The 2,153-nt window shown below is 56.0% G+C and carries 2 protein-coding genes and 1 pseudogene; all 3 read right to left on the minus strand.

What is annotated here, in order from left to right; genetic code table 11:
- Window positions 1-809: 50S ribosomal protein L11 methyltransferase (locus AC221Y_RS23235; protein WP_486708650.1), on the minus strand; the 809-nt coding region annotated here is incomplete at its 3' end.
- Window positions 810-931: 122 nt separating this feature from the next.
- Window positions 932-1,588 carry a peptide-methionine (S)-S-oxide reductase MsrA gene (gene msrA, locus AC221Y_RS23240; RefSeq protein ID WP_486708651.1) on the minus strand — a complete coding sequence of 219 codons (657 nt, stop codon included), beginning with the start codon at window positions 1,586-1,588 and terminating at the stop codon, window positions 932-934.
- Window positions 1,589-1,644: 56 nt separating this feature from the next.
- Window positions 1,645-2,153 (minus strand): annotated as a pseudogene (locus AC221Y_RS23245) (MFS transporter); the annotation flags it as partial.

Raw genomic sequence — 2,153 nt, forward strand, 5'->3', positions numbered from 1 at the left:
AAGCCTGCGTCGCGATAATGCGAAGTGACAGTTTCGGCCTGTTCATTGAGAATCCCACTCAGGACCACATGTCCGCCCGGCTGCACCGCGCGTTTCATATCCGCTGCAAGGGCCAACAAGGGGCCCATGAGGATATTGGCGAAAACCAGATCAAATTGTTCGGCGCCCGACAAAGCCTCATGTTCAAAACCTGCGGCTTCAACACAGCGGACCCGGTCTGAAAGACCATTGGCGCGCACGTTGACTTCAGCAACTTCTACCGCGACGGCATCAATGTCCGAAGCCAATACCTGATCGGGCCACATCCGCGCTGCTGCCATCGCAAGAACCGCCGTGCCACACCCAATGTCTGCAACAGATCGCGCGCGCAGCCCCTCGTCAATCAATCGATCAAAAGCGAGCAGACAGCCAAGGGTCGTAGCATGATGACCCGTGCCAAACGCCATCGCCGCCTCGATGCGCAGAGAAATCCGATCTTGTGGCACCTTGTCGGCGTCATGGCCACCGTAGACAAAAAACCGGCCCGCCTCGACAGGCGTTAATTCACGCCGAACGTGCGCAACCCAGTCTGTCTCGGGAACTTCTGAGACTGCGAACATTTCCGCGCCAAAAGCGACAGCCAGCACGGCCAAACCAACACCATCGGGCGCTTCAAGAAAGTATCCGCCAACTTCCCAGGTGTTGCTTCCGTCTTCGATCTCGAAGACGCCAACACCGGTTGGTGCGGGCTCCAAACCTTCCAGAGCAGACCCCAAACCTTCGGCCCGCTCCTTGCTCTTCAATGTGGTCAATGCTGTCCATGTACTCATGACCAAAGCGCCTACGCCCAGGCCATGGCGCCGTCAACGATCCTGCGCTCTTTAACAAATACCTCAATGTGGGGCTGGCTTGCACAGGCGGCGGACAGCGCGCCCTAACCGGAACATTTTGATCAGGCGCTTATCCCTGTACCGATCGGGCAGGTCACGCCCGTTCCGCCGATGCCGCAGTATCCGCTCGGGTTTTTTGCCAGATACTGCTGATGGTAGTCTTCGGCAAAATAAAACTCTGGCGCCGAAACAACCTCAGTCGTGACAATTCCGAAACCTGCAATGGCGAGCCGGTCCGCGAACATCTGTTTTGTCGCGTCGGCAACAGCCTTCTGGGCCTCGTTGAAGACGTAAATGCCCGAACGATACTGCGTGCCTACATCATTCCCCTGGCGCATGCCTTGGGTAGGATCGTGTCCTTCCCAGAAGACCTTCAAAAGGTCCTCAAACGAAATAATTGCGGGGTCGTAAATAATCCGAACAACCTCATTATGACCGGTCTGACCCGAGCACACTTCTTGATAAGTTGCGTTGGGCGTAAAGCCACCGGCATAGCCAACCATCGTTGAATAAACACCATCCAGCTTCCAAAACATCCGCTCAACGCCCCAAAAACAGCCCATGCCGAACATCGCAACCTCAAAGCCGTCCGCCACATCGGCCGTCAAAGCAGTGCCGTTCACGAAATGCGTCTTGGCTGTCTGAATGGCCACACTGCGGCCCGGAAGAGCCGCGTCAGTGGCTACCATCTCGGATTTCTTTCGGTTCATAAAAAACATAGTTCCCCCTCCGTTCATTGTGTCCCCTCCCATATAGGGGCCCAAAGCCGCCGCTTCTACTCCGCAAGGGCATGCGCCCTGCTCGAGAACACAGTCTCGTGACCGGGCACCGGATGGCGCGGGATTAACATCGCCAGCGCGAGCGACGTCATTGCCATTCCTGCGGCCAGAACGAACACTCCTGCAGGAGACACAATCCACAAGTCCCCCAACAGCACCGGCAGAAAGACCGCCGCAATATGATTGATCGTAAAGGCAACCGCTGCCGTGGGTGCAATGTCGCCCGGATCGACGACCGTCTGGAAGTACGTCTTCAACGCGAACGCCAGAGAAAAAAACACGTGGTGCACGACAATCAGCGTCCTCGCCACGGCTTTCCGCCAATCAAAATAATAGACGCAGGCATAAGCCACAAATACGAAAACCAGCCCGACATATTCAAACGCCAACGCCCGTTTTTCGCCGAAATAGGCCACCGGCTGCCCCAAAACCGGCGCGATAAACATATTTGCCAGAAAGCTGTACAGGAACAAAGCAGTGACTTCATGGACCTGAAATCCAAAGC

The organism is Boseongicola sp. (genome assembly GCF_057460485.1).